The 6778-nt window shown below is 69.3% G+C and carries 6 protein-coding genes; 2 read left to right on the top strand and 4 right to left on the bottom strand.

Translation table 11 applies throughout. The features are described 5' to 3' along the window. Positions 1-62: 62 nt before the first annotated feature. Genes ACE3QW_RS19085 through ACE3QW_RS19100 form a run of 4 tightly spaced genes read right to left on the bottom strand, consistent with a single transcriptional unit; the run spans position 63 to position 3318 of the window. Complete coding sequence (locus ACE3QW_RS19085; RefSeq protein ID WP_374253261.1) at positions 63-878, bottom strand: ATP-binding cassette domain-containing protein; 816 nt, start codon at positions 876-878, stop codon at positions 63-65. After that, positions 878-1759 carry an aliphatic sulfonate ABC transporter permease SsuC gene (ssuC, locus tag ACE3QW_RS19090; protein ID WP_374253263.1) on the bottom strand — a complete coding sequence of 294 codons (882 nt, stop codon included), beginning with the start codon at positions 1757-1759 and terminating at the stop codon, positions 878-880. Before ssuC ends, ACE3QW_RS19085 begins: the two co-directional genes overlap by 1 nt. A 21-nt stretch (positions 1760-1780) precedes the next feature. Beyond that, on the bottom strand, positions 1781-2740 hold the full coding sequence (locus tag ACE3QW_RS19095) for a sulfonate ABC transporter substrate-binding protein (RefSeq protein WP_374253265.1): 960 nt from the start codon (positions 2738-2740) through the stop codon (positions 1781-1783). A 23-nt stretch (positions 2741-2763) separates the two neighbouring features. Beyond that, positions 2764-3318, bottom strand: a complete 555-nt coding sequence (locus ACE3QW_RS19100; RefSeq protein ID WP_374253267.1) for a flavin reductase family protein — start codon at positions 3316-3318, stop codon at positions 2764-2766. Between the two features lie 222 nt (positions 3319-3540). Between ACE3QW_RS19100 and ssuD the strand changes: the two genes are divergently transcribed. Beyond that, positions 3541-4752, top strand: coding sequence for an FMNH2-dependent alkanesulfonate monooxygenase (ssuD, locus tag ACE3QW_RS19105; RefSeq protein WP_374253269.1), 1212 nt, complete (start codon positions 3541-3543; stop codon positions 4750-4752). A gap of 27 nt (positions 4753-4779) precedes the next feature. Further along, the gene (locus ACE3QW_RS19110; protein ID WP_374253270.1) at positions 4780-6264 is read left to right on the top strand and encodes an FAD/NAD(P)-binding protein; all 1485 of its coding nucleotides are present in this window, start codon (positions 4780-4782) and stop codon (positions 6262-6264) included. Positions 6265-6778 lie beyond the last annotated feature (514 nt).

Raw genomic sequence — 6778 nt, forward strand, 5'->3', positions numbered from 1 at the left:
AACGCTAAAGAAAAGGGCGCCCGGCTCATCACCGGGCGCCCTTTCTGTTTGCCGGGGGACGTTCAGACGGCGGCGAGAATGCGCCGCTGGAGGTCGAGCGCCTCGGTGGAGGCGATGCCGCTGCGCGGGCGGGGCAGGTCCACCGGCACGTCGAGGGCGATCTCGCCTTGCCGCAGCACCACCACCCGATCCGCCAGCGCCACCGCTTCGGCCACATCGTGGGTGATGAGCACCACAGTGAAGCCGTGCTCGGTCCAGATGCGCTCGGTGAGGCGGTGCATCTCGGTGCGGGTCAAGGCATCAAGGGCGCCGAAGGGTTCGTCCAGCAGCAGCACGCCGGGGCGCGAGACCAGGGCGCGGGCCAGCGACACGCGCTGCTTCTGCCCGCCGGACAGGACGGACGGCCAGTCCCGGCCACGATCGGCGAGGCCCACGTCGCGCAGCGCCGCATGGGCCTCTTCGCGCCAATGTGGGCCGCGCGCGATGCCCACATTGGCGAGCACCCTCTGCCACGGCGCGAGGCGCGCATCCTGGAACAGCAGGCGCACCTGCGGCATCAGGCCGGTGACGGGGCTTTCCCCCACCCGCACGGTGCCGGAGGTGGCGAGGTCGAGCCCGCAGATCAGGCGCATGAGCGTCGTCTTGCCACCACCGGAGCGGCCGACCACGGCGAGGAACTGCCCGGCCGGAACGTCCAGATCCAGCCGCCGCAGGACGGGGCGGGCGCCGAAGCTTTTGGTGACGGCGGACAGGTGGACCGACTCGCCCTTCCAGCGCGGGGCGCTCGCGCGCGGTTCGGGCGGCGCGAAAGTGGCGCGGATTTCGTCGGCGCGGACCTTCGCGGCGACGTCGGCGTCTGCGGCGGCGAAGATTTCCATCAGGCTGCTCCTTCCGAGCCGTTCTGATAGGCGGGATGCCACGCCAGCGCCCGCCGCTCGATGGCGCGGGTAAAGCTGTCGGCGAGCTTGCCGAGGAGGGCGTAGGCGAGCACGCCGAGCACCACCACGTCGGTCTGCAGGAATTCGCGGGCGTTCATGGTCATGTAGCCGATGCCCTCGGTGGAGGAGATGGTTTCGGCGACGATGAGCGTCAGCCACATGATGCCGAGAGCATAGCGCAACCCCACGAGCACCGAGGGCAGCGCCCCGGGCAGCACGATGCGCCAGAACAGGGCGGTGCTGGACAGGCCATAGACCCGCGCCATCTCCACCAGCCCGCGATCTACCGTGCGGATGCCGTGAAAGGTGTTGAGATAGATGGGGAAGGCGACGCCGATGGCGACGAGGAAGATCTTCGCCTCCTCATCGATGCCGAACCACAGGATCACCAGCGGGATGATGGCGAGATGCGGCACGTTGCGCAGCATCTGCATGGTGGAATCGAACGCTGTCTCGGCCGGGCGCACAATTCCGTTGAGCACGCCCAGCGAAAAGCCGATGGAGCCGCCGATGGAGAGGCCGATCAAGGCGCGCCGGGTGGAAACGGCGACGTTGGTCAGCAGCGAGCCGTCACCCAGCGTCCGCCAGAAGGCGACCGCCACGTCGCTTGGCGCCGGCAGCACGCGCGAGGAGAGAAGGCCAAGGCTCGCCCCCGCCTGCCACAGGGCCAGCACGCCGAGGGGCAACGCCCATGGCAGGAGCGCACGGCCCAGCGCGGCGGCACGGGCGCCGGCGAGGCGGCGGATTTCCGCGGGTTCCGCGGCGAGAGATGCGGTGGCCGCCGGAAGAACGGCGGCCTCACTGTGGGCGGGCGGGCTCATGGCTGGCTCCTCGCGTCCCGGTCACGACTTCGGCGCGCGCAGGGCGTCGGCGATGCGAATGGGCTTGGGGATGAGGCCGAGGGCGAGGAAGGCGTCCGCCACCTGCTGCTGCGCCGCCGCCACCTCGGGGGTGATGGGCTTCACGTCATATTGCTGGCGGGCGAGGGCGACCTCCAGGATGGGGGCGGGGATGCCGATGAGCGGCGAGAACTCCGCGGCGGCCGCCTTCGGGTTTGCCTTCACCCATGCGCCCACCTCGGCGACGCCCTTGAGCAGCACGTCCACCACCTGCGGCGCCTGGTCCGCGAAGGTGCGAGTCGAGAGATAGAACTGGTAGTTGGAGACGATGCCGGTGCCGTCGGCGAGCTGGCGCGCGTCGATGGTCTTCTCCGCCGCCGCCTGGAAGGGGTCCCAGATGGCCCAGGCATCCACCGAGCCGCGCTCGAAGGCGGCGCGGGCGTCGGCCGGGGTGAGATAGGCGGTCTTGATGTCGGAATAGGGCACGCCCGCCTTCTCCAGCGCCTTCACGAGGAGATAGTGGACGTTGGACCCCTTGTTCAGCGCCACTGTCTTGCCCTTGAGGTCGGCGACGGTCTTGAGCTGGCTGTTCTTGGGCACGAGGATGGCCTCGCCCTGCGGGGCGGCGGGCTCGTAGCCCACATAGACGAGGGGCGCGCCGGCCGCTTGGGCGAAGATGGGCGGCGCCTCGCCGGTGTTGCCGAAGTCCACCGCGCCGGCATTGAGCGCTTCCAGCAACTGCGGACCTGCGGGGAACTCGGCCCATTTCACGCTGTAGCCGAGCGGCTTCAGCAAAGGCTCCAGCAGACCCTTGTTCTTCAGCAGGATGAGGGTGCCGTATTTCTGGTAGCCGATGCGCACCACTTTCTCCTGAGCGCGCGCCGGAGTAGCGCCGAGGGCAAGCGCCCCCGCGAGGCCGGAGGCGAGGACGGCGAGGTGTCGGCGCGTGATGCCCGTGCTCATGTCTGCGTTCCTTTGAATGGGGATCAGAGGGAGAGGCCGCGATAGCTGCCGGCCCAGTAGAGGAGGGGCTCGGCGCTCTCGGTGATGCGGGAGGCGACCACCCGGCCGATGACGATGAGATGCGAGTGCCGCTCGATGGCGTCTTCCAGCTCGCAGTCGAAGGCGGCGAGCGCGTCGGCGAGCACGGGCGCGCCGGTGGAGAGGCGGGTCCAGTCGGCGCCATCATAGCGGGCCGGCCCCTTGAGACCGCCCTTGCCGGCGAAGCGGTCCGCCACCGGCTCGTGATGCGGCCGCAGCACGTTGATGGCGAAGGCACGCTCCTTCAGCAGCGGCACGACCGAGGAGGTGGCGCGGTTCACGCAGATCAGGAGCGTCGGCGGCTCCACCGAAAGGGAGGTGACCGATGTCGCGGTGAGGCCAGTGCGCTCGTCGCCCTGGCCCACCGTGAGCACGCTCACGGCGCCGGCCAGCTTGCGCATGGCACTGCGAAAGGCGAGCGAGGCGGCGGAAAGCTCGGGAGCGGGGGCGGGAGCGATTTGGGCCGGCTGGCTCAGGGCGGCGGAGACGTGCGCGTTCATCGATCTGCCTTCTTCGAACGTGCGGGAGAACAAGGGTCATGCCCGCGTTTCAGCCCCTCGGGGCGACACGGTCCAGCGCGCCTCCGGAGGAAACCGGAGGGGGTGGATCGGAGAAAAGAATAGACAGGCAGATCAAAGCTGGTCAATAAATTCTATAAAGTTTATTGAATTAATGCCGGAGGGCGTGGCCCCGACGCTCCCGGCCCCATCCGGAGCCTGTCCATGACCCTCGCCCCGTCCTCTCCTGTCGCCGATCCGACCCTGCCTGCCGCGACCGAAGCCAACGTGCTGTGGTTCCTGCCCACCCATGGGGACGGCCACTATCTCGGCACGTCGCACAAGGCGCGCGAGGTGAGCCTCGGCTATCTCCGGCAGATCGCCCAGGCGGCGGACCAGCTCGGCTATTTCGGCGTGCTCATTCCGACCGGCCGCAGCTGCGAGGACAGCTGGATCGTGGCTTCGGCCCTTGCGGGCCTCACCGAACGCCTGCGCTTTCTGGTGGCGGTGCGCCCCGGTCTGCTCTCCCCGGCGGTGGCCGCGCGCATGACGGCGACGCTTGATCGCATCTCCGGCGGTCGCGCCCTGATCAATGTCGTCACCGGCGGCGACCCCGTGGAGAACAAGGGCGACGGCTTCTTCGCCGACCACGCCGAGCGCTACGAGATCACCGCCGAGTTCCTCGACATCTACACCCGCCTTCTCAAGGGCGAGGACGTGAACTTCGAGGGCAAGCACTTCAGGGTGGAGGGCGGTAAGCTGCTCTATCCGCCGGTCCAGCAGCCGCACCCGCCCTTGTTCTTCGGCGGCTCCTCCGCGCCGGCCCATGATGTGGCGGCGCGGCAGGTGCAGAAGTATCTCACCTGGGGCGAGCCCCCGGCGCAGGTGGCGGAGAAGATCCGGGACATCCGCGCCCGCGCTGCCGCGCTCGGACGCGAGGTGACGTTCGGCGTGCGCCTCCATGTCATCGTCCGCGATACGGCGGCTGAGGCCTGGGCGGCGGCGGACGACCTGATCCGCTATGTGGACGACACCACCATCGCCGAGGCGCAGAAGGTGTTCTCGCGCATGGATTCCGAAGGCCAGCGCCGCATGAGCGCACTGCATGGCGGCCGGCGCGACAGGCTGGAGGTGGCACCCAATCTGTGGGCTGGCGTCGGCCTCGTGCGCGGCGGCGCCGGAACCGCCCTGGTCGGCGATCCGGAGACCGTGGCCGAGCGGTTGAAGGAATACATGGCGGTGGGCGTCGATACCTTCGTGCTCTCGGGCTACCCTCACCTGGAGGAGGCCTATCGCTTCGGCGAAAGCGTGCTGCCGCTGCTGCCGCGGGCAGCCGGAACCGGCGCGCCGGGCGTTGTCACCAATCATCGCGGCCCGTTCGGGGAGATCATCGGCAATGCCATCGTTCCCGAGGCGCGCCGCGTCTCCGCCTCCTGACCGGATCGCCTCGCGAGGAGCAACGCCATGCTGAATGCCTGGGAAACGCAGGGCGCGGAACCGCAGCGGGATGCGCGCACCACCGTGGTGGTCGTCGGCGGCGGCTTCAGCGGGACCCTGTTCGCGCTGGCGGCAGCGGCCGCACGGCTCGACGTGGTGCTGGTGGAGCGGGAGGCGAAGGCCGGCCCCGGCCTCGCTTATGGCGCCTGCGATGCTCGCCACCTGCTCAACGTGCCGGTGGCGCGCATGGAGGTCGGCCTCAAGCCGAGCTTCGCCCAGTGGCTGAAGGCGAGTGGCGCCGACCTTTCCGCTGCCATCGAGGAGGCGGGGGGCGATCTCGCTCGCGCGTTCGTCCCGCGCGCCATGTTCGGCGCCTACCTCGCGGAGCGACTGGAAACGGCGCTCGCGGCCCGCAACGGGCGTCTGCGCCGGGTTCGCGGCGAGGCGGTGCGCGTTTCCGATCGCCCGGTGCCCAGCGTCACCCTTTCCGATGGGCGGCGCATCGAGGGCACCCATGTGGTGCTCGCCACGGGCAATCTTCCGCCCCGCCCGCCGCGGACCCGCGACGGCGGCGTCTATGACAGTCCGCTGTTCGTTCCGGACCCGTGGCGATGGCAGGACATCGACAGCCTTGCGCCGGATGCGCCGGTGCTCCTCATCGGCTCGGGCCTCACCACGGTGGACGTGGCGCTGATGCTCGAGGCGCGCGGCCATCGCGGGCCGATCTGGAGCGTGTCGCGCCATGGCCTGGTGCCCCATGTCCATGCGGATGTGGCGGGTCGGCTCGGTGGCGTGGAGCCGTTCCTTGATCCGGACAAGGCGCGCGACCCGATACAGGCGCTCCGCCTCATCCGCGCGGAGGTTCGGCAGGCTGCCGCGCGTGGGGTGCCGTGGCAGCGGGTGATGGATGCTGCACGCCCGGCCCTGGCCGCGGTCTGGGCCGGCTGGCCGCAGAAAGCCCGTGCGCAGTTCCTGCGCCACGGGCGCACCTGGTGGGACATTCACCGCCACCGGATGGCGCCACGCATCGCCGAAGCCTTCGGGGCGCTCGTCCAATCCGGGCAACTCACGGTCATCGCAGGCCGCATCGCCAGCCTGGACCGCGTGCCCGGTGGCGTTGCTGCGACGCTGCGCCGGCGCCATTCGGGCCGTGCGCTCTCGCTGGAAGTGGCGCGGGTGGTGAATTGCTCGGGCCCGCGCGCGGACTTCGCCGGGCTCGCCATTCCACCATTCGAGGGGCTGCGGGAGACGGGCCGCATCCGGCCGGACCCATTGGGGCTGGGACTGGAGACCCGCGGCACCGCGCTGCTCGATCGCTACGGACACGCCTCCACATGGCTGCACGCGCTCGGCCCCTTGTCGCGTCCGGCCTTCTGGGAGGTGACGGCGGTTCCCGAAATCTCGGTGCAGGTGCATCAGCTCGTCGAGGAACTGGCCCGTCCCGCGAGCCGGCGCCAGCGCCCCGACGCGCGTCTGATCGCCGAATTCGTCGATCTCGGCGAAGGAATTTGAGGCGGCTCCGGCGGCCCCAAGGGGTAGCCGGCGGGGGAGGGGCGGGGCGCCAGCGCCCATATGGATGCTCTCATCAATTTGAATTTTCGAGCTTTTTTCCTCCCAATCGGCGCAGGATGCGCTGAGTTTTCCACAGCCGGCAACAGATCCGATCGGGCTCAAAAACAAGGGTGTTGACAGGTCTGAGGGGCACCCTTATAAGCCACATCACTGACGGGGCGCCGCCGCATGGCGGGACGGCGCTTCCCCGGAGCTCTCCTCTCCACTGTCCGTAGTGGCAGCCGGTCAAAAGCCGGACGGAAAGGTGTTCTCTGGACCCTCCCAAGGGTGTGAGGCTTTCGCTTCGGCGAGGCAGGATTTGCCCGACAGGGCGCGCTGTTTGACATGTATGACAGAAGAAAGAGAAACGTGGACGGCGGAGTCCTTGCGGGCTGGGGCTGACCGAGAGGTTGGTTTTCAGCTGAGTAAGACTTGGCGGTCTAACGGAACTCCGGACCTTTTTGTTATCACGCGA

It is taken from the genome of Xanthobacter sp. (assembly GCF_041911315.1).
Classification (GTDB): Bacteria; Pseudomonadota; Alphaproteobacteria; order Rhizobiales; family Xanthobacteraceae; genus Xanthobacter; species Xanthobacter aminoxidans.